The following is a 20,935-nucleotide window of genomic DNA, read 5'->3' on the forward strand; positions in this document are numbered from 1 at the left end:
TCGTTCAGCTGCCGTGCAGCTCAGGCCACACCGGGCGCATGCCCCGCCGCTGGGCATCGAGGATGGCCCGGCACAGCTCGCACAGGCGGCCATCGCGATAGATCGAGCGCGGCACCCCCGACCAGCGCGGTTGCGCGGGCAGCAGCCCACCGCACAAGGTACGGTCTACCGGCACACCCAACTCGAGCTGCCGGGCCACCAGGTGCACGCGGACCTCCTGGCAGGCAAACAGGTCAAGCTGCTCATCGGGCTCGATCAATTGGTAGGCGTACAGGGACCAGGCGGGGCGCGGCATCGGTGGCACTCGAAACGGGGGGCGCAACATTAGCCGAAAGCTGCCCCCGTTTAAAGCATCACAGCAAGGGTTTTATCGCCGGCCAGGCATTTTCCAGCAAGCGCTGCTGGGCACCCTGGGCCGGATGAATGCCATCAGCCTGCATCAACTCTGGCACACCCCCTACCCCTTCAAGGAAAAACGGCACCAGCGAGACCTTTTTGTCCGCCGCCAACTGCTCATACACGTTGGCAAACGCACGGGTGTAGCGCACGCCGTAATTGGGCGGCAGGCGCATGCCCAGCAGCACCACTTTGGCGCCAGCCTGCCGCGAGCGCTCGATCATCGAAGCAAGATTTTGTTGCAATTGCGCAGGCGGCTGCCCGCGCAGACCATCGTTGCCGCCCAGCTCCAGTACCACCAGGCTGGGCTTATGCGCTGCAAGCAGCGCGGGCAAGCGCGCCTGGCCACCCGCACTGGTGTCGCCACTGATCGACGCGTTGACCACCTTGGCGTCGAAACCTTCCTTCTCCAGCCGGGTCTGCAACAGAGAGACCCACCCCTGGCGGCTATCCAGGCCAAAACCGGCGCTGATACTATCGCCAACCACCAGCAACGTTCCCGCCGCCGCGCTCTGGGCCAGGCAATACAGGGCCAGACCGGCACTCAGCCACCTTATTCGCATCGGATTCTCCATGGGCCCCAGCATTCTCGTTGCGCAGAACCTTAGCAAAGTGGTCCCCAGTGCGGAAGGTGACCTCGCCATCCTGCACGCCCTGTCCCTCGACCTGGCCCAGGGTGACAGCCTGGCCATCGTCGGCGCTTCGGGCTCGGGCAAGTCGACGCTGCTTGGCCTGCTCGCCGGCCTGGACCAACCCAGCGCTGGCAAGGTGATACTTGCCGGGCACGACCTCGGGCCGCTGGATGAAGACCAGCGCGCCCGGGTGCGCGCCGAACACGTCGGCTTCGTGTTCCAGTCATTCCAACTGCTGGACAGCCTCAACGCCCTGGAGAATGTCATGCTGCCGCTGGAGCTTGACGGGCGCAGCGATGCCCGCGAACAAGCACGCAACTTGCTTGAACGGGTCGGCCTTGGCGCGCGCCTCAGCCACACGCCACGCCAGCTGTCCGGGGGCGAGCAACAACGGGTGGCCATCGCCCGCGCCTTCGCCGCGCACCCTGCCGTGTTGTTCGCCGATGAACCCACCGGCAACCTGGACAGCCACACCGGCGAGCGTATCAGCGACCTGCTGTTCGAGCTGAACCAGGAGCGTGGTACCACGCTGGTGCTGGTTACCCATGACGAACGCCTGGCCCGCCGCTGCCGCCGCCAGATCCGGCTGGACGCAGGCCGCCTGGTGGCAGCGGTGGAGGCCTGATGAAGCACATGCCGCTGTCCCGCCTGTGCGGCCTGGCCCTGCGCCAGTTGCTTCGCGACCTTCGTGCCAGCGAAGTGCGGGTATTGTTCTTCGCCCTGCTGGTAGCGGTGGCAGCCAGCACCGCCATCGGCTATTTCGGTGCCCGCCTGAACGGCGCCATGCAACTGCGCGCCAGCGAATTCCTTGGCGCCGACCTGGTGTTGCAAGGCAGCGCCCCGGCCCGAGAACAACAACTCGCGGCCGGCCAGGCACTGGGCTTGCGCCACGCTCAGGTGGTCGAGTTCACCAGTGTGGTCGGCGGCGATAGCGGTATCCAGCTGTCCAGCGTGAAAGCGGCCGACAGCGCCTACCCCCTGCGTGGGCAGCTGCGCAGCGCCGCGGCCCCATATGGTGCTGAACGCCCGGGTGGCGGGCCGGCGCCCGGTGAAGCATGGGTGGAACCGCGCCTGTTGGCGGCCTTGGGGCTGTCGATAGGCGACAGCATCGACGTCGGCATGAAAACCCTGCGCATGAGCCGGGTACTGACCTATGAGCCGGACCGCGCCAACAACTTCTACAGCCTCACGCCGCGGGTGATGATCAACCTGGCCGACCTGCAGGCGACCGGGGTGATCCAGCCCGGCAGCCGGGTTACCTACCGCGACCTGTGGCGTGGCGACAGCGAAGCACTGGCGCAGTACCGCCAGGCAATTGAGAAAGGCCTGGCCGCCAACCAGCGCCTGCGCGATACCCGCGATGGCAACCAGCAGATCGGCGGCGCCCTGGGCAAGGCAGAACGCTACCTGAACATGGCCAGCCTGGTGGCAGTGTTGCTGGCCGGCGTGGCCGTAGCCTTGTCGGCCAGCCGCTACGCTGCACGGCGCCTGGACGCCAGTGCCCTGCTGCGTTGCCTGGGCCTGTCGCGCCGGCAGGCCCTTGGCCTGTACTGCCTGCAACTGGCCATGCTCGGCGTAGTAGCGGCGCTGGCCGGCGCGCTGCTGGGCTGGCTTGCCCAGCTGGGCCTGTTCCGCGTACTGCACGGCCTGCTTCCCAGCGTGGTCCCAGCCGGGGGCGTAATACCGGCCCTGGCCGGCATCGCCACAGGGCTGGTAGCACTGGCCGGCTTTGCCTTGCCACCGATCGCGGCGCTGGGCCAGGTGCCGCCATTGCGCGTACTGCGCCGCGACCTGTTGCCGATACCGCCCAGCAGTTGGCTGGTTTACGGTGCAGCCCTGTTCGCGCTAGGCGTGATCATGTGGCGGCTGAGCCTGGACCTGCTGCTGACCTTCGCCCTGCTGGCTGGCGGCCTGGTTGCTGCGCTGTTGCTCGGTGGCCTGCTGCTGCTCGGCTTGCGCAGCCTGCGCCGCTTGCTGGCCGGCGCCCCGCTGACCTGGCGCCTGGGGTTGGGCCAGTTGCTGCGTCACCCCATGGCCGCCGCTGGCCAGGCGTTGGCGTTCGGCCTGATCCTGCTGGCCATGGCCCTGGTCGCCCTGCTGCGGGCGGAATTGCTCGACACCTGGCAGGCCCAGCTACCCAAGGATGCGCCCAACTATTTCGCCCTGAATATCCTGCCAGACGACCGCGAGCCGTTCGCTCAGCACCTGCAGCAGGTCAACGCCGTCGCGGCCCCGCTGTACCCGGTGACACCGGGGCGGCTGGTGCAGATCAACCAACAACCGGTGCAGCAGATCGTCAGCAAGGATTCGGCAGGCGAGCGCGCCGTGCAGCGCGACCTCAGCCTGACCTGGGCCGCCGAACTGCCCGAAGGCAATGCGTTGACAGCCGGGACCTGGTGGCAAGCATTGCCCGGCGAACACGACACCCCCGGGGTATCGGTGGAGGCAGAGCTGGCCAAGAGCCTGAAGCTTCAGACTGGCGACCTGCTGACGTTCGATATCGGCGGCCAACAGCGCCAAGCCAGGGTCAGCAGCTTGCGCAGTGTGCATTGGGACAGCTTCCAGCCCAACTTCTACATGATCTTCCAACCCGGCACCCTGCAAGGTCTGCCGACCACCTACCTGACCAGCTTCTACCTGGCGCCGGGGCACGACCTCGACGTGGTGACCCTGTCACGTGCGTTCCCGGCAGTGACCATCCTGCAGGTCGATGCCCTGCTCGACCAACTGCGCAGCATCCTCGCCCAGGTGACCCTGGCCGTGGAATATGTGCTGCTGTTCGTGCTGGCGGCAGGGCTGGCGGTGCTGTTCGCCGGTTTGCAGGCAACGCTGGATGAGCGCATTCGCCAAGGCGCCCTGCTGCGTGCACTGGGCGCGCCCAGGCCGCTGCTGGTCAGGGCACGGCGGATCGAGTTCGGCCTGCTCGGGGCAGCCAGCGGGTTATTGGCGGCCGTGGGTTGCGAACTGATCACCCTGGTGCTTTACCGCTATGCCTTCAATCTGCAGTGGGGGCCGCACCCCTGGTTGCTGTTGCTGCCATTGACAGGGGCTTTGCTGGTAGGCGGCGCGGGGGTGATAGGCACGCGGCGGGCGCTCAATGCCAGCCCTTTGGCGGTACTGCGGGACACTTGAGGCTGCATGTGCCGGCCCGGCATCCGGGCCGGCACATGCAGCCGCAATTCACTGGCCGTAGCTGATGCTGTTCACATACCACGTGGCGTCACCGGTAGGTGTGTGTACCACCACCTCGTCACCCTCCTGCTTCTTCAGCAAGGCGCGGGCCATGGGTGAGTCGATCGAGATGTAGTCATTGCGGCCGTAGATTTCGTCATAACCCACGATGCGAAACTTCATGGTCTCGCCGTCGTCGTTCTCGATCTCGACCCAGGCGCCGAAAAACACCTTGCCTTCCTGCTCGGGCGAATAGGCCACCACCTTCACATCCTCAAGACGCTTGCGCAAATACCGCACCCGGCGGTCGATCTCGCGCAGCAGCTTCTTGTTGTACTGGTATTATCACCCCAACCTCAGAACTACTATTTCCCCTCCGATGGGCAGAATTCTCCGTAGCCGCGCACCCAATTCCTCCCCAGAAAGCCAGCCCCCTTCCCCCCTGGGCTGATGATTCCCCCGACCAGAACGCTCCGCAAGAAAGCACCCGCCACCACGGCGCGATGCGCGACCATAGAAAGAGTCGCCTGGGAGCACAGCCCTACGCCCAGACCATACGCTCGATCACTCTGCTAAAACATGATTCGCCATGAATGTCATTTTTCTGACGATCCGCCACGAGCGGCAAAGACTCAAAGCCCTACCTAAGCAACCCTGAGAAAAGCGGCTTCAGACGCAGCACCACGCCACCAGCCACCAGCCCCCCTTTTTAGAAATCTCTTCCACCCACCGGTGGACAGCGCCCTGCCGTAGCGCAACCTCTCTATATAGAGAAGCGCTTGTGGGTCAGGTGCGGTGGACGGATTGCATTCTCAAAGACTACGCGAACGGTTCCTCCTCCAAAACTCTACCTGAGGTAAGTGAGCATCAGCGATCCGACCGTGCAGCACTTCCACACTGGACGTACCCAGCACTTGCCGAACCCATCCAAGCAGCCTGAGGCGGCTTCACCCTGCCCGCATATTCTGGTGCGTCAAAGAGGGAGAGCTATTAAGCCAACCTCTGCAGCAGCAGGCGAACACCCATTCAGCAGCTCCGCTCGCACTAAAAAGCCGCTGAGTCACTCAAGAAGCGGTACCTCAGAAAGCCACCCGGAAGGTCATAGGCATAAGCCGGCAGCTCGATCGCAGCCGACACCTGAAAGACCTCGAGATTGCATCAGTGACCACCCCTGCTCCCCCCGGAGGCCATGGCATGACGCGCGCCTGGATGAGCCACCCACTGTTGAACAGACGCAAGTGAGGCACCCCGCTATCAATGACTCCAAGCCAGTGTTACCCCCCTCAATACCAACCAGACGAGACGGGCTCAGATCAGAGAGCAGAGGCTAAAGAGAGCGAGTGATCGAGGTGAGCCAGGCGCATAGGGACTAGGGTGCGGGTGCGGGTGCGGGTGCGGGTGCGGGTGCGGGTGCGGGTGCGGGTGCGGGTGCGGGTGCGGGTGCGGGTGCGGGTGCGGGTGCGGGTGCGGGTGCGGGTGCGGGTGCGGGTGCGGCAAAAAGTAGCCCGGACGGACTGTCTTTTGATGGCGCGCAATGATAACATCTTATACCAATGGACATTTGAATAGTACACCGAGTGTACTTAAGGCGTCAAGCATGTCAGCTGAGATTTTTTTCAGTGCAGCACGTCCCCCAGAGAAATCTGCCCTCCCCCACACCCAATCTGTGGTTGTTGAGACCAGCGTGCGCGCCCAGGGTGCTCGCCCTCAGCTTCAGCGACTGACTCGCTACCACGGCAAAAGCCAGCGTCGCCACGAGCAACGAGACGAACGCGAAGCAGGCCTACTCTCCATCCGCCAGGGGGAGCAGCGCTGAATGCATATTGTGCAGATGCCATTGCTGACATCCGTCAGATTGAAGGTCGACTACCAGAGCCCCACCCAGCTGAACACGATCCGCCTTCCGGCCTTGATGACCAGCCAGGGAATTCTTGTCTCGTTGCTGCAGTACCTGAGTGAGAAAAACAGGAGCAACTCATGGCGAGCGAAGGTGACCACTGCTGTAGGGACGCTCCTGGACTTCATCGCGCTGAGCGGTATTCCATTCGAAAACCCTACCATGCTTCTGAAATCGTTCCGCACCGCATTAAAGAGCGGCACCATTGATCTCGACCTGGAAGATCCGACCGGCCTGTATTGGCCCAACCGGAGCCATGAGCATGTGGATGACATTGTCAGTCTACTGACTGGGTACACGGACTGGTTGATCCTGCAGCCGGGACACAGCGGCGTTGTTCTGAACCCAATAAGGGAAGCTACAAAGCATGAGGAAAAATTAAACTGGTGCGCTTACCACCACCGCCAAGACAACAAGCTGCTCAGCCACCTGACATCAGATGAGGAGCGAGATCAGAATCGATTCAGACGTGAAGTAGGAAGAGAAAAATCCTCCCCTGTGATCTTGGACGAGGTGAAGCGTTTTCCGCAAGAGCACCTCGACACCCTACTTGATGAAGGCTTTGTAAGAGCCAGTTCTCGCAGTGTGCATAAGCACATGCGGATTGATTATAAAAGCCAAGCCATGACCCTTCTGATGAATGCTGGCGGGCTCCGTAAAAGCGAGCTGTTCCATATCTATCTTGACGATATCGAAATTGACGAGGAGCGCTGCGAGGCAATAGTTAGGGTACATCACCCCTCTAAAGGTAAAGCGCCTGAGAAAGGTTATAAGAACCGCCAAGACTATCTACTTCGCAAGTTCCGGATGAAACCGCGGACGGACTATCTCAAGTCCGAATCACTTCACGCTGGATGGAAAGCCCCGACGACCAACAAACGAATGTTTTTTGTCGTCCAATTCTATCCGCCACCCAGAGCCCAGGAATTTTTACTCGCCTTTCAAAACTATCTTTTGTATCAACGAGTGGATGCGAGAGGCAGACACCCCTATGCCTTTACCAACACAAAAGGTCGACCTGAGAGCATTAAAAACTTTCAACGCCTACACACACAAGCGGTAGAAAGAATTGGCCTTTCCTGTTGCAAATATCAAGGCACAAGCGAGCATGGCCACCGGCATGCCTACGGTTACCGGCTTGCAGAAATCGGGTTTACCCAAATCGACATTAAACATGCAATGCATCATGCACACCCTGACTCTTGTCTCGTGTACCTACAAAAAACAGATAAAGAAGTAAGGGAGACAATGCGCAAAACCGAGACCAGAAACAACTTCACCCCATCTGCCGAAACCTTCGAGCCGGAAGAGACGGAAACCTTTGGTCGCCCTATTGCCAGCTACCGAGGCATAACAAGATCTAGGAATTAGCGCGCCCTAAGCGCCAACCAACTTCTCAATCTGATGACCATTAGTGCCAAAAACTTCTGGCCAGAATAGCTTATAACCACTTTTGCGCACAAGGCTCAAGAACGAACCTGTTCGACTGAATTTTAGCTACATCTACCTGAGGAATAACAGCCATGAAACCCAAGCAAAAATTTTACGAAACATACAAAGAGGCGCGAGCAGCGTGCATTAAGCTGGAGATAAACACAGTTGTTGAGTACAATAAACGGCGCTATGAAGACCCCATGCTCCCTTCAGCTCCCTACCAAAAGTACGTCAATGACTGGAAGGGCTATGGTCATTATTTCGGCAGATCAGAAGTAAAAATATACGATTATGAAGAAGCTAAGGCTGCCGCACTTAGGCTGGGTATAACGTCTGCACAAAGCTATCAAGATACGTACAAACAAGATCCGCATCTACCCTCCCGCCCGGACGTGCAGTACGCAATACACTGGACGAGCTGGGACGAGTTTCTCGACAAAGAGGAAAAATACCAAGATTTTTTCGAAGCACGGCTGATTGCTCGTTCGTATAACTTCAGGACTATTCAAGACTACAGAGACACTTGCGCAAGTATTGACCCACAACTTTATGCAGCCCCTCATCTGATTTACAAAGAGTGGAACGGCTGGTATGACTATCTGGGCATTGAAAAACGCCCTACGCTGCTGACCTACGAAGACGCCAAGGCCTTTATTATTAAGAATGCTATCAAAACTCGTCGCCAATACATCGAATATAGGCAACTTCACCCAGAACTTCCTTCGAACCCTGACCTTTGTTACAAAAAGCACTGGGTGGACTGGCATACGTTCCTTCAGCAAAAGCCTGCCCCCTACAACCATTATCTCGAAGCACAACAGGCCGCAAGAGCCGCCGGCATAAGCACTCCTGAAGAATACGCTGCTTGCTATTTGGAGGAAGATCCGAAGCTCCCAAAAAACCCCGCCAAAACCTACAAAGATTGCTGGAGGGGCTGGGAAGAATTCCTAGGGACAGCACCAAAATACAAACATATTAATCAAGCGACTGAGGCCATTCAGACTCTTGGTATCAAAACCAAAGCCGAATACCTCAACCGATTCCGTGAGGATGCTCTACTGCCACGGTGTCCAGAAATTATCTACAAAGATCAGTGGCCCGAATCCGGCTGGAGAGTATTCCTTCACGGCGCATTCTATTCAACAATGCAATCTGCAGGTGCAGCTGCCAGGAAGCTTGGCGTTGTGACAATGAAAGATTACGCAGAGCTTGCGCATCTTGACCCTAAGCTTCCTCTTACTCCTTGCGCAGTGTACAAAGAGTGCAAATCATGGATTCAATTTATCCTTCCCGAACGATGCGGCAGCTATGAGGAAGCAAAGTTCGCCGTTAAAGTAATTGGCATAAAAAATAGTGCCGAGTATCGCCAGAAACAGTCACTCTACCCCTGCCTGCCCGCAAACCCACATCGTGACTTCTCCAACGACTGGGTTGATTGGTATGAGTTCTGCGATATCACTCAACCCTATTCTTTCGATGAAGCTAAAGAACTACTGAAAAACCTAAACATCACCTCCGCAGCTGATTACAAAAAGCATATCGTAGCCAGCAATGATCGCCGCTTTCCGCTAACACCAGATAAAGTATACCAAGCATCGTGGATTAACTGGGCTGATTATCTTGGGCGAGAGCAACCGTATACCATTGTCACGATCCCGAAAAGCCACGCAGCATGGCAATATGTCCTCGGATCGCACCTGAAAGCAGTAAAATCCGGTGTTGTGAAAGAAAACTATTTGGTGCGATTCGTGCGTGATTTCCTTGTGCCATTGAAAATCGGGCAGGATCCAATAGCGGTGTTCACCACGGACAGATTCACGCTGACTGAATTCGAGTTATTCATTGGGAGTATCAAGGATACCCAACAACGCAAAACTGTGCACGCGCTTCGAGAATTTGCAGAGTGTTTTATCAAAGAGAACCTGTGCATCATTTGCGAGGATACCGGGGAGCGCACGTTGATCCCAGGCGCGCGCGATCCGTTCGCGCCATTGAACAAAGAAATTGGAATCGCCATCTCGCCCACTGAGACGGTTAAACCCGCTCTGGCCTATCATTTTGTTGACGAACTGAAAAACTGGATCATTCCTCCAACCGCCAGTAGCTTCTCCGACCTGACTCACCTTCATAAATTTCAAGCGGATTGGTTTGATATTGACGAAGATAAAATTGATCATGACGATCCAGACTGCATTTGGAAGTGTGAGAAAGGGAAATATAAAATCTGGTTCCCTGGCTCTTGGATGCATACCTATGCGCTGGCCTCTGTTCCAGTTCGCGGAATCCAACTCGCCTACGTTGATTCCGGTGAAGGTGACGATGAAATCCCTGTATTCGAAGACGGCAAAATTTCTTGGATTCCCAATCCATCGCCATTTCGCGGCTGTAAGAAAAATCAGGGGTTTGTAAAAAAGTATCCTGATAATGAGCTCGGGATGCACATAACGACCAACAAGACGTCGCGTAAGAGACCGGAGTACGATGTTCCTTGGATTCCGGAATCGCTGGCAATCTGGTGCATCCGACTTCGAAACTGGCAAACAAAATACAACCCCATCAGTAAGCCCATGCGATGGGAAGACTGTGAAAACACCAATTTAAATCTTGAAGATCGAAAAGCAAAGGAAGAAAATTGCTTTTTATTCAGAGATCTTCACAAGGAAGAGTGCATCGAAAGCTTTGGCGTTCGATTAGGATGCCGCATTGCAATTGCACTTTATAATATCCAGCCACCTGAAATTGAGCTAGCCACGCTTCATGGCGATCCGGACAAAGTTAGCTCATATTCGTCCCGATACACCGCTCACACAATGAGGGTCAGCCTCATTACTGCATATGTCATGGAGTTCAGGCTGCCTCTTGCTGACATTGTCAAAATTGCCGGCCACAGCTCAGTAATCATGACCATCTATTACGTCAAAGCGAATGGCGAAATGTTGCGCATGAAGTTTGAAGAGGGTGAGAAACGGGCGCTAGCCGATCGAGCCAAAGCGGTTTGGCAGAAGGTTCAGCAAGGACGAACCAATGCAGTCAAAGGCCAGCTCATCACTAACAACGAGGAAGCTATCAAGCGCTTTGTTGGCGACATTGCCGCTGGTAGTGCACTGTTCCGCGATTACGGCCTCTGCACCTTTGCCGGTGGCCGCTGCCACGACGGTTACCTAAATGAGATTGGCAAAGCAATCGCAGTACCTGCCGGTTACTTGGGAAGCGATAATTGCATCCGTTGCCGTCATTTCGTCACCGGGCCTGTTTTTCTGGGCGGACTTCTCTCGCTCGGCAACGAAATCTCGCTTTCTGCCCGAATGCAATTTGACCACCTTGACAGCATGGAACAGGAAGTCGCTAAGATCGAAGATCGCCTGCGGGAGCTGGGCTTCCAGCAACATGATGCGGAGGCTGCAGGACTGGTGTTTGACGAAACGCCGATCAGCGAGCTTGAAATTGAAAAACTAGCTATCAAGGGACAGATAGAAACTGCCTCCCAGAAAGCAAACATGTATTTGTCAGACATGAACTCTATCAACCGGCTCGCCAAGCAATGCCAGGCCATCATGAACGAGCGCATTGAAAACGACGACAACGCCGACTCAACTCAGCTCATTATGCACAGCGACCATGAGACCACGCTTCAAATTGAAGAAACCTCATTCTTCCACCAGCTGAACGAAGTTTGTGAAAACGCAGAAATATATATTTCCGCCAAAGCTGAACTAGCAGTCACGCCTCGAACCCAGCTTCTGGATCGAATGATTCAGTTCAACGAAATGAAGCCGTCGCTTTTCATGCTAGACGCCAAACAACAACTGGCCATCGGCAACCAATTAACAAAGTTCATGTTATCTCGACTCAAGTCTTGGACGAAGCTTGATGCGGTCGTCGATGGGCGCATCTTGATGCGCGATCTTCCTGAGCATGAGCGATTGTCAGAGCACTCTATCCAACAATTAATTTCTGGCGCCAAGGCCCAGGAGTTGCTGGGTATAGAAAGCGACGATGGGTCGCACTTTAGCCACTCCAGCCGTCAGTCCAAAAATGCAAACAGCACGCTCCAGTCTCGAGTATTGATCGAATACGAAGAGGAGGTTTTCGTATGATGTCGCCTGAAGAAGTCCTGGAAAGCCTTAAGGCCAGCAGCCCGCCTCGCGTGCACAAGACCCTTGATGCTGTGTATCTGGCATGCAAAGAGCAGAAGGAACGAAAGAGCACCGACTTCAGCTATGCGATGATCGCGAAAGTCGGCAAAGTGTATGGCGTCCCAGCTAAACAGAGCCTTCACAATGAAGGCGGTGCCCGGTACCGCACCTTGATCGACGCGTTTGCAGCGGAAGTACCGCCAAAGCCAAAACCGGTTTCTGGCAAATACGCTTGGATTGAAGGGCTGCCCATTGGGGAGCAGAAGCTGCTGACGAAGATGCTGCTCGCAGAGTTGAAAGCTGCAGAGTTTAAGCTTAGGGAAATCTTACCGCCGAATAAGATCGTCAGTCTCGATACTCGTCAACAGCCCTCTGAGCTATTCAAGCTTTTGCCCGGTGAAAGGCGCGCCCTTGAGTACTTGATTTCTAGCGATTTCCTGTCCGAACGCTCACTGACGCTTGGTTCTCGCGGCGATGCGTATGGCCCTAACGGCGAGCAGTTGTTCCGCCCAGGCACCTTCAATGCCTTGAAAAAAGCGCTCGAGCATCTCTGATGCCGGCATACGGGCCTGGTAGGCTCGTCTCTAGCGGTCTCTCGCAATCGAATTGACCGCTTGAAGTGGCCAGTGCCAACGCTGTAGCACACACAATCATACCCCCGAGAGAACAACCAGCCTCATCTATGAGGCCCTAAGCACTGCCCTATCGGATGCTGTTCGAACAGCGATCCAAGGCGTGGTAGTCTCGCCAGGATCTGACTTGGATCATCATCTCGGCGGCGATTGCCTAAGGACTCTCCTGGTGACTCTCTCACCATGGATCCGGGTGCCACCATATCTGTATCAGGAGTAGAGGTTGCCGACCAACATCATCACCAGAGAAGGGCACGCTGCCCTGAAAGCTGAACTAGATCACCTCTGGCACACCTACCGTCCCGAAATCACTCAGAAGGTTACCTGGGCTGCCTCTCTAGGGGATCGGAGTGAGAACGCGGATTACCAATACAACAAAAAGCTTCTTCGAGAGATTGATCGTCGGATCAGATACCTCCGGAAGCGGTTGGAGGATATCCGGGTTGTCAACTATGCCCCCGAGCAAGAGGGCAAAGTCTTCTTTGGCGCCTGGGTTGAGATCGATAATGAAGATGGTGAGAGCAAGCGATTCCGAATCGTCGGGTACGATGAGATCTACGGTCGGAAGGACTACATCTCGATCGATTCCCCCATGGCCCGCGCCCTACTGAAGAAAGAGGAAGGGGACGAGGTCGTGGTGCAGACTCCGACGGGCGAAGCGACTTGGTTCATCGCTAGCATTTCCTACGAACAGCCTGCCTAGGGGTAGCCTCCCCCACCAGGATTCAGCAGCCTTGCTTGCTCCACGTGAGAGCCAGGTGTCTACCAAGGTCAGACAGGATCGGTTATCAGCAGAGATCGATCCTCCGAGGCTAAATAGACACACTCGCCTAGGCCACGACAGCTGACTTAGCAGGCCTACCGTCGCACCTCGGCTTACGCTCCTCCTCCTCCCGCCCACGAATGCCTTTTTCGTCCTGTTCTTCTGCCCGAATCCACCCCGCGGCCTATCCACGCACCAGAAATCATTCGATTCGAACCAGCGACGATGCGCTGCCCGAGAGGCTGTACCAGAAGCTGTACCCCGCTGAGGGCAAGTCCCTCCTAGCCACCCACCGGGAGCATGCCGTATCTTGTAGCGGCACGGTGCCACCTCCTCACCATACCCTCGTGACTCAGAGCGAGCGATCAGGAGTAGCCGAAAGGAATCTCACCACATGAAGCTTTGCAGTCTGCGGATCAGCGGTTTTCAGTCTTTTGGACAAGACGTCGCTGACATAACCTTCGACGGCGTTACATACCTCCTAGGGCCAAACGGCGCCGGGAAGACTGCGACGCTGCAGGCATTGGCGCGCATGTTTGGTTTCGAGCCAAGCCTACGTCGCCTGCGTCGATCAGATTTCCATGTCCCCTTGAACGAGCAGGAGGTGCCCGCTCAGCGCTCGCTCTGGATTGAGGCGGACTTCACGTTCGACGAAACACTCGATGATGAGGAGGACGACACAGTACCGCCGTTCTTCACGCAAATGACGCTGCAGACGGCTGATGGGGTTCCTCGTATTCGCTACCGCCTGGAAGGCACTCTCCACCCTGATGGCGAGGTAGAGGAGCGTTTACATTACGTGACTCGGATGGACGAGCATGGGAATCCAACGACGCTCAAGCCCGTAGCGAAGCGTGAACGAGACGAGATACACGTTCACTACCTACCTGCTCGCCGGGATCCTGCTGATCATATTGCTTTTGGTGCCAGCGCGCTTCTGGGCCGCCTCCTTCGAGCCGTCAATTGGAGTGATGATCGGGACTCAATCAAGCAGCTCACTGAGCAAATCACTGAGTGCTTGTCCGAAAACGAGTCGATCAAGACCTTGAGCACTAGCCTTAGCGGCGCATGGCAACGTCTTCACAAAGGCGATTTTTTCGCGAATCCATCACTTACCTTCGCGAACTCTGAAATCGAGGCCATCCTGCGACACCTCTCGATTTCCTTCACGCCCGGCCATGGTGAAAGCCACGTGGACTACGCCAGGCTGAGTGACGGGCAGAAATCGATGCTGTATCTCTCGCTTGTTCTCACATCCCTGACCATTGGCCGCGAGGTCAGATCAGGGCAGAACACCTCGTTCGATCCCCTCAAACTGAAACCTGCTGCCTACACGATTCTGGCGGTCGAGGAGCCTGAGAACAGCCTGTCCCCGCACTATTTGGGGCGCATCGTGAGCTCCCTGAAATCATGCGTAGACGTAGACGCACAAGCATTGATCGCCACGCAGGCCCCGTCGATGCTCAGACGAGTTGAACCTGACCAGATCAGGTATCTGCGTCTGAATTCAAAGCGAGAAACGGATGTGTCGACCATCGTGCTTCCAGACAAGCGCAGCGACGCGTACAAGTTCGTTAGAGAAGCCGTCCAGGCGTTTCCCGAGCTCTATTTCGCGCGTCTTGTGGTGCTTGGGGAGGGTGATAGTGAAGAAATCGTGCTACCTCGAATCCTTCAAGCCAAGGGAGCTCCCGTTGACGAGTACGCAGTGGCAATAGCCCCACTTGGGGGCCGCCATGTCAATCATTTCTGGCGGCTGCTGAACGCGCTAGGTACGCCTCATATCACCCTGCTCGGCCTCGACGTGGGGCGCCATCAAGGTGGCTGGGGACGAGTGAATTACGTACGTGACCAACTCGACAAGTTTGATCCCGCGCGTAGCATCCCCAGTCATTGGGAGCGCCCTGCATGGAATAATCCTCATTACCTGATAAGGAGTGCGCACTGCTTCCCAACGGGCAGTGAAGGCTCAAGAAGCATATTTGTGGAGCTAGAAAACCGAGACGTGTTTTTCTCGGATCCACTGGATCTAGACTTCGCGATGCTCAAAGCATTTCCCGCTGCTTTTGGTGCCGAGCTTTCAGCCCCTACACCGCACGATCACGTAACCGTACTTGGCAAGAGCCATTTCAATCCGGGGCAGTACGATGCTGATGAGCAGCAACTCTTCGCGGCCTACCACAAGCTGTTCAAGCTCAGCAGTAAGCCTGCAGCTCACCTAGATGCCTTGGGCAATCTCACTGACGCGCAGCTGTTGGCCTCACTACCACCATCTCTCAATCGGCTAGCAGACCGGGTCAAAGCCAAGCTTGAGGAATCTCCCGAGTGATTTCTCATGATCAATGGGCTCCCTCGCCTGGCGTGCGCTTGGAGAAAAATGCATGGAGCGTGGTTCGCGAGCTTGATCGGTCGATCTTGCTTACCGCGGGGCCAGGCGCCGGCAAGACCGAGGTGCTGGCCCAACGTGCCGATTACCTTCTGCGAACCAACAGCTGCCGCTTCCCCAAGCGAATCCTTGCGGTGTCGTTCAAGACAGATGCCAGCCGTAACCTGAAGGAACGGATTCAGCTCCGCTGTGGCTGGAACTTCGCATCACGCTTCGACAGTGTGACGTTCCATGGCTTCGCAAAACGGATCATCGACAAGTTCCTCCCCATCATTGCGGAGGAAGGCTTGAGTCCGGATTACGCAATCGGTGCAGAGGCCATCCCCGGCAAGCAGATAACCTTCAAGCAGCTTCTGCCCCTCGCCATCAAGATCATTCAGCGCAGCGAAGTTGCCCGGAACGCAATCCGCAAAACCTACGCGCATGTTTTCTTGGACGAGTTCCAGGACTGCACCGCTGACCAGTACGAGCTCATTAAGCTGCTCTTCCTCGGTACCAGCATCCACCTCACCGCGGTCGGAGATCGCAAGCAGATGATCATGGGGTGGGCGGGAGCGCTGGAGGGTATCTTCAAGACGTATGCGACTGACTTCGATGCCCTTCCCCTTCACCTCTACGCGAATTTCAGATCAAAGCCCAATCTGCTGCGTGTTCAGAATGAAATCATCCGTGAAATTGCCCCCTCAGCAGTGACGCCGGCAGAACTGATCTCGGGTGATGAAGGAGAGGTCTTGGCGGTTAATTTCCAGCATTCTTCACAAGAAGCGACGGTGCTGGCTGACAACATTCGCCAGTGGATCGAAGCGGGCGTTCCACCGCGAGAAATCGCAGTATTGATGCCTCGTCAGGTAGACGACTACGGGTCAGCCCTGATGGAGGAGCTTGGCAAACTGGGCATTGCTTCAAGAAACGACAGCGAGCTGCAGGACTTGCTGAAAGAGCCAGTAGCACGACTGGTTATCGACTACCTCACCTGTCTGTATGGAAAAGGCCAATCGGATGCATGGGCGCGTCTGATGGACTTATTCACCCCCTATGAGGAGGCCAGTCGTGACCACCTTCACAGGTTGTTTGAAACCACCTACCGCGCCCATTTGCGCCAGGTACGGGCCGCTAGCAAAACCGCTTCCCCGTATGAGGACTGGTGGACGCTTACAAGCAGCTTCATCCGAGATGTAGGGTATCCAATTCTGACGGCCCTCTCTGGTGACTACGAGTCGAAACCACGCTTGCATGAAATAGTGCGTGAGGTCAGAGATCGAATCGGTACGCTGCTCAGTAGCGAAAACACCATTCCCGGTGCCCTTGCCCGGCTTTCAGACGACCAGGCCGTACGCTTTCTCACAATCCACAAAAGCAAGGGGCTTGAGTTTCACACGGTCATCATTCTCGGTGTCGAAACCCAGGCATTTTGGGGCAAGCTCGCCGAAGAGCGCTGTGTCTATTTCGTGGGCATTTCACGGGCCAAGGAACGACTTATGATCACAACAGCAGAGTACCGACCCAAGCCTCAGAAAGCGGGCCGATGGACGGAACACCGCACACCGCATGGAGAGTTCGTTTCCCAAGTGACAAGACATCTTACGGGCCGCCTATAGGCTCTCAAGGTACCAGTTCGATGTGCCACACCCGGGTAGCAACTACGGCTCATCCCCCCTGTACCTCGGAATCGATTTCGAATACTGTACGCACATACAGTACGGGTCGCAGGTGCCCCATGCACACTCAACCAACTAAATTGATCACCATTCCGGAGTGGTACCACCTGCTCCAAGACACTGATGCGCTGATCAAGGAACCTAGGAAGCACCATCGAGAGCTGTTGCACCAGGCGTACGCGCTGCGCGATGCACATGCCGTGGATGCGGGAACCCTAACCGAAATGCTTGAATTAGCGGACGAAGCACTGGTGCACGCACACGAGGCTAACCCCGGCGGTCAGTGGTGAGAGGCTTGTGTCGGTGCCTTGGTAGGTAATCGTCTTCGGTAGCGGGACAGAGAAAGTCCATGAGGTTAATGCGCATCGTAGTAGCCCTTGATCGGCGATCAGAATCGTTGATCGGAATGAGACAAGGCTATGAAAACTAAGCTTTAGCTTAGTTTTTGCGTTCGCTGGAGGGCTTGGCCAGAGAATCGAAACCATAGTTTAGTTTTTAACGTCACAAGCCTAGGTCTATCGCGAACATGGCGTTCCGTAGGACGGGCAAACCTGGGCGCTCATGGACGACTCGACGCAACAGATAATCGTATAGATACGACCGAAGGCGTGAGCGTAGCTCGATGTACACATCCGAATGACCAAAGTCTCCGTTGGGCCATCGTAGTATCAACGCTGCTCTCAAAGTCACCAGCGCCTCATTCCCCACTGCACTGCAATGCAGGCGGGTCAAAACATCGAAGCCAGCAGACCGGGTGTAGCCCGCCAGTGCCTCGTTCAAAATCATGCCCAGCTGATCTCCGTAGACCTGCTTAGCCCAGTACCACACTTGTGTCTCTACGTCACAGTCCAATGCCTAGCCTCAATTTCACCTCGCCTCTTCACGGTATGCTGCGGTCAACTCAACCTGGCGATTGCTCATGGAGCGTAGATATGCACATCGAACTTGACCTCAATCAAAATGACGCAGAAGCCCTTCTGCGCCACTGCCAAACCCACAAGCCTGCCAGCGGTGACGCTCGGGAAGACCGACGCCTGGAGGACGCTCTGCAGGCTCTGGCGGAGGCTCTGATTTCTGCGAATTCGCCGCAGTGAAGGCCACGGCCCGTTCAATAGACCGGTAATTCGATGCACCAGTGCTACGACGACTCATCTGCATGGAGCTAGCCTGCCGCTTGACGCCATACGGCTTATTTTTCGATCCTTCCCGGGGGGGCTGAGCATCGGTTCCTGCACAGCCCAAATCACAAGGTGAGGATCTGCCAGCGTGAGCAGTCTTTACTCGCGGAGCAAAAACCAGGCAACCCGATTCGGGAAAAGAAGTGATGCGCAGACGGCGCCGATCCGCGTCGCTGGGTCTCGAAGCGACGGATCATTATCCATCTGCGGCTTGCACACCTCTACCCAACGTTGAGCAACATCTGCGACCGTCCACACCTTATGACCGATTTGAAACACATGGTTTATGCCGTTAGGAACAAAAGGCTGGCTGAACTCCAGGTAGCTTTGTGGAATGAAAATGTTGAGGTGCGCGTGGTCGAGACTGGCAAGGTTGTAATCCAACTCCTCCTCCAGCGAGTGACGCCCACTGATGAGTAATACAAGGGCCAGCGTTTCAGAGGGTGAATTGCTCAAAGTGCGTAGAGCAGGTGGATCCTGGTCTGCGCGTGCTTTGAGATATGCGTATACATCCTCTGCCGGCAGTAAGGGCTGGGCGAGCTGCCCCTCATGCTCAACAAGCGCATTGATCAATGTGCTGACCACCAATTCACCCAGGCCATTGAGGTCATCGGTTTTGATGGCCGTGAGGAACGCTGCCCAGTATGGGGCTTCGTCTTCGCTCATGCCGGCACACGTGCTTGCATAGTGCTCCATCAGAAGGACGCTCAGGTTCTCCAGTGCTTCTTGGAGTGGAGTTTCGCTGATGCCGAGCTCCCGAGCCAAATGCACCGCTGCGCCGGCCCAACCCAAAATCCGCGATATGCGCTGAGGAAGGTAGAACAGGTCGGGAATGCCATGACGGCACAACGAGCCAGAATTCTCGCGAAGGCCATCGACGATATCGATTATCAGGTGTTCAACATCCCCAACGATCTCGTGGGCAAGCGCCACGATACAGTCCCGTGAGGCGCTGTCCCGTTGAGAGGACTGGAGCAGCAGAGCTATACAGGTTGCGCTTAGCTCTACTCGAGAGAAGCTATTGGCATGGCGCGCTGTGCCCTTCTCCAGTGATTGCCAGATCCCTCCGATGAATGCCCCTACGGAGTTGGGTATGTCGGCCAAGCTATCTACGAACTTGGTGAGGACAGGAAAAAGCTTGTCCGGAGTGAGCTCGTGCTCCGGAGCGAACAAGAGCGTATAGAGCTCGGTGGAGTGGCTGCTGATGGCTTGTCCAGCTGGAGACGTGGGTAAGATCCCAGTGAGTCCCAACAACGAGGACGCAGGGTTGTCGGAAGCATGCGGATTTCCGAACAACGGCATGTGGCCGTAGAGATTGACGCCCCATACGGATGGCATTTGCCTGCCTTGGGTATGCTCTGCCACATACTCCGCAGCCGGTCGACCTATATCCACCAGATCAAGCATCCTGGCTCGCGATCCCGTATCAATCTCCCCATCCAGTACTTTGAGCAATGCGAGGGTTCCATACCCTCCTCTACTGGTCTCGCCGGCGTACTGATCTGCCGCGGACGACACGAAAAATGAGACACCGAATGTCTTGGCCTTACCAATCACTTCAGGCTTCAGCAGGATGCCCAGGTTCGACACCATGCCGCCTGCGTTGCACGCATCGACGATGACGTTGCAATGCGCGGCCTTGAGCTCGTTGAAGTATTCGAACAAACGGCTGAGTGCAAACCCAGTGGTTGATAAGCGATCACCTCGGGTGTCGCTCAGACAGAGAAAATAGCTGTCATTTGCCTCGCCGCCGTGCCCCGCAAAGAAGAGCGTAAAGCTCTCGATTTCATCGTAGCGATCTTGGATATCCAGGAGCATCGCGTCTAGCTGTTGCCGGGTCGGAGAGTTCAGCAGATAGGCGTGCACTGGGTTGATACTGCTCAAAGGCCCAGTGGAAAGCGCAGCATGGATCGAAAGCGCGTCACGCTCAGCCCCAGAAAGTCTACTAAGGGACTGATAGTCGTCACATCCAATGCACAACAATACCTTAGCCATCACTGCTCCCTGCTACGAAATTTGGATTTCCGCGAGGCTTCCTCTTCCAGTGCCTGTGCGATTTTGAGCTGCTTTACCTGCTCGGCCCTCGCCAGCAGCACGGGATCTTTGAGCGATGGATCTGATTGCAGACGCTTGACGAGGGTGGGGTGCATGCGAAACTCTGGAAGCGATACTTGCCCATCCCGATCCACTGAGTATGTGACTTGCTCTATAGCCTTGAGCATTCGTTCGCCCAAGCTCCCTGTGGAGCCATCTATGACGTTGCCGCTCTCTTCACACGTATCAGAAAGCATCTGGTAGAAGGCTTTGGCATAGCTGTCCGCCATGCAGTTGGAAATCTCCTCAACCATGCGCTCAATGACGTCGAGCCGGCCCTCCATGATGTCCTCAAGTCGTAGGATTGTTTCGTGCTCAATCGTCTGCATCTGATCGACACGGTCTGGTGCATAGCTGTGATGTGACTGCCACGATCCACCGTGACTAAAGCGCTGGACGTTCTCCCCGCCTCCCACTTGCCTGCGCGCCTGATCGAGCCGCTCCCACGTTGCTTCCCGGAACGCTTGCATAACGAGTCCCGCCTGCACATCAAACGGGAAAGGATGGGCTTTATCCCTCATGTCTCATTCCTCACTGCTCAAGCTTGAGTTGATCTACTAC

The 20,935-nt window shown here is 56.3% G+C and carries 14 protein-coding genes and 1 pseudogene; 10 read left to right on the top strand and 5 right to left on the bottom strand.

The genetic code is table 11. From position 1 onward, the window contains the following. Positions 1–4: 4 nt before the first annotated feature. Both K4A76_RS14590 and K4A76_RS14595 read right to left on the bottom strand, forming a co-directional pair. Entirely contained in the window at positions 5–295 is a 291-nt protein-coding gene (locus K4A76_RS14590; protein ID WP_009683845.1) for a hypothetical protein, read from the bottom strand. A gap of 58 nt (positions 296–353) precedes the next feature. After that, positions 354–959 carry an arylesterase gene (locus K4A76_RS14595; protein ID WP_274410555.1) on the bottom strand — a complete coding sequence of 202 codons (606 nt, stop codon included), beginning with the start codon at positions 957–959 and terminating at the stop codon, positions 354–356. A 10-nt stretch (positions 960–969) separates the two neighbouring features. Between K4A76_RS14595 and K4A76_RS14600 the strand changes: the two genes are divergently transcribed. Both K4A76_RS14600 and K4A76_RS14605 read left to right on the top strand, forming a co-directional pair. Then, positions 970–1,653, top strand: a complete 684-nt coding sequence (locus tag K4A76_RS14600; protein WP_054905364.1) for an ABC transporter ATP-binding protein — start codon at positions 970–972, stop codon at positions 1,651–1,653. Then, positions 1,653–4,160, top strand: coding sequence for an ABC transporter permease (locus K4A76_RS14605; protein ID WP_274410556.1), 2,508 nt, complete (start codon positions 1,653–1,655; stop codon positions 4,158–4,160). The genes K4A76_RS14600 and K4A76_RS14605 overlap by 1 nt, the downstream gene beginning before the upstream one ends. 48 nt (positions 4,161–4,208) lie before the next feature. Here K4A76_RS14605 and greB (K4A76_RS14610) read toward each other — a convergent pair. Next, a pseudogene (greB, locus tag K4A76_RS14610) lies at positions 4,209–4,541 on the bottom strand (transcription elongation factor GreB); the annotation flags it as partial. 1,474 nt (positions 4,542–6,015) lie between these two features. Between greB (K4A76_RS14610) and gmtY the strand changes: the two are divergent. The 8 genes from gmtY (at position 6,016) to K4A76_RS14650 (ending at position 18,196) form a co-directional block, all read left to right on the top strand. Then, a complete protein-coding gene (gene gmtY, locus K4A76_RS14615; protein ID WP_274410557.1) occupies positions 6,016–7,467 on the top strand; it encodes a gamma-mobile-trio recombinase GmtY in 1,452 nt (483 codons plus the stop codon). 152 nt (positions 7,468–7,619) lie between these two features. Beyond that, on the top strand, positions 7,620–11,627 hold the full coding sequence (gmtZ, locus tag K4A76_RS14620) for a gamma-mobile-trio integrase GmtZ (RefSeq protein ID WP_274410558.1): 4,008 nt from the start codon (positions 7,620–7,622) through the stop codon (positions 11,625–11,627). After that, positions 11,624–12,220 carry a gamma-mobile-trio protein GmtX gene (gene gmtX, locus K4A76_RS14625; RefSeq protein WP_273913373.1) on the top strand — a complete coding sequence of 199 codons (597 nt, stop codon included), beginning with the start codon at positions 11,624–11,626 and terminating at the stop codon, positions 12,218–12,220. The genes gmtZ and gmtX overlap by 4 nt, the downstream gene beginning before the upstream one ends. A gap of 301 nt (positions 12,221–12,521) precedes the next feature. Continuing rightward, the gene (greB, locus tag K4A76_RS14630; protein ID WP_274410559.1) at positions 12,522–13,001 is read left to right on the top strand and encodes a transcription elongation factor GreB; all 480 of its coding nucleotides are present in this window, start codon (positions 12,522–12,524) and stop codon (positions 12,999–13,001) included. Between the two features lie 454 nt (positions 13,002–13,455). Beyond that, the gene (locus tag K4A76_RS14635; protein WP_274410560.1) at positions 13,456–15,387 is read left to right on the top strand and encodes an ATP-dependent nuclease; all 1,932 of its coding nucleotides are present in this window, start codon (positions 13,456–13,458) and stop codon (positions 15,385–15,387) included. Next, positions 15,384–17,042: an ATP-dependent helicase gene (locus K4A76_RS14640; RefSeq protein ID WP_274410561.1), complete on the top strand. Its 1,659-nt coding sequence runs from the start codon at positions 15,384–15,386 to the stop codon at positions 17,040–17,042. Before K4A76_RS14635 ends, K4A76_RS14640 begins: the two co-directional genes overlap by 4 nt. A 119-nt stretch (positions 17,043–17,161) precedes the next feature. Continuing rightward, positions 17,162–17,392: a hypothetical protein gene (locus K4A76_RS14645; protein WP_274410562.1), complete on the top strand. Its 231-nt coding sequence runs from the start codon at positions 17,162–17,164 to the stop codon at positions 17,390–17,392. Positions 17,393–18,034: 642 nt separating this feature from the next. Next, positions 18,035–18,196 (top strand): hypothetical protein, encoded by a 162-nt coding sequence (locus tag K4A76_RS14650; RefSeq protein ID WP_274410563.1) that lies wholly within the window; start codon positions 18,035–18,037, stop codon positions 18,194–18,196. Positions 18,197–18,379: 183 nt separating this feature from the next. Here K4A76_RS14650 and K4A76_RS14655 read toward each other — a convergent pair whose 3' ends face one another. Both K4A76_RS14655 and K4A76_RS14660 read right to left on the bottom strand, forming a co-directional pair. Then, positions 18,380–20,275 carry a caspase family protein gene (locus tag K4A76_RS14655; RefSeq protein WP_274410564.1) on the bottom strand — a complete coding sequence of 632 codons (1,896 nt, stop codon included), beginning with the start codon at positions 20,273–20,275 and terminating at the stop codon, positions 18,380–18,382. Further along, complete coding sequence (locus K4A76_RS14660; RefSeq protein WP_274410565.1) at positions 20,275–20,895, bottom strand: hypothetical protein; 621 nt, start codon at positions 20,893–20,895, stop codon at positions 20,275–20,277. The genes K4A76_RS14655 and K4A76_RS14660 overlap by 1 nt, the downstream gene beginning before the upstream one ends. Between the last annotated feature and the right edge of the window lie 40 nt (positions 20,896–20,935).

Source organism: Pseudomonas sp. NEEL19 (genome assembly GCF_028751975.1).
GTDB classification, from domain to species: Bacteria; Pseudomonadota; Gammaproteobacteria; order Pseudomonadales; family Pseudomonadaceae; genus Aquipseudomonas; species Aquipseudomonas juntendi.